At 29.4% G+C, this 815-nt stretch carries 2 protein-coding genes; both read left to right on the top strand.

What is annotated here, in order from left to right; genetic code table 11:
• A partial coding sequence (locus tag OIF36_05655) for a hypothetical protein (protein MCV6599938.1) occupies positions 1-304 on the top strand: 304 nt, incomplete at its 5' end.
• A gap of 17 nt (positions 305-321) precedes the next feature.
• Positions 322-561, top strand: a complete 240-nt coding sequence (locus OIF36_05650) for a hypothetical protein (GenBank protein ID MCV6599937.1) — start codon at positions 322-324, stop codon at positions 559-561.
• Positions 562-815 lie beyond the last annotated feature (254 nt).

The following is an 815-nucleotide window of genomic DNA, read 5'->3' as shown; positions in this document are numbered from 1 at the left end:
AAAAACAAAATATGGAACAAAACTGCCAAATATCACAAATTCGATTGATGTCTTGAATATTAATACGAATGCAATAAAAGACAGTATTGTAGATGGAATAAATGCTAATACTATCGCTATGATACCAACTGACAATCTCACAAGGTCTTATCCATTTACTTTTGAACCTCGAAGAACTTTATACTGTCCTGTTTCATCCAACACTATTTCTGAAATGAGAATTTATGTAGCAGATTCACTTGGAAGACCAGTTGATTTCAACGACATCGATTGGTTCATGACTTTAATACTTCATTCAAGATAATATTCTCTTGTAATAAAATGAAGAGACAATCAGAATTCAAAAAAAAATATTACCCCGAATTAGGGAGATATACAAGACAACATATTTATGGTGAAGGAGTGATGGATGTATTCAAATCTTTTGGTTGGAAGATATTTGGAAAGACAATGAAAAAAGCCGCAAAACAGCAGCCACTAAAGCAATTACAGCAGCGGCTACAAAAAACATGTGAACATGTTGGTAAAAAGGCTGGTGATAAAATAATTGAAATGTTATAGAAAAGGAATACTCCTAAAAAAGTCACTTTCGATGAAGCAACTATTAAAAGAAATCCAATCAAAAAAATAACTCGAGAAGATATAAATCAAAGACTGAATTACATTTTGAATGATTGAAACTAATAAGATTATATAATTTTTAAAATTATATAATCTTTAAAATAAATATGAAATCCTTTAGAAATCCAAAATATCTTGAAAGATATGAAGATGTTGTTTTCGATCTTGAACAACCTGTCGATATTAATCCAAAT

Source organism: Alphaproteobacteria bacterium, assembly GCA_025800285.1.
In the GTDB taxonomy this organism is placed as follows: Bacteria; Pseudomonadota; Alphaproteobacteria; order JAOXRX01; family JAOXRX01; genus JAOXRX01.
The sequence above is the reverse complement of the archived record's forward strand: the minus strand, read 5'-3'. Positions and strand labels throughout refer to the sequence as shown.

Excerpts from the sequence above, each read along its gene's own strand:
- OIF36_05650 (MCV6599937.1), top strand. The coding sequence starts at position 322 with ATGAAGAGACAATCAGAATTCAAAAAAAAATATTACCCCGAATTAGGG.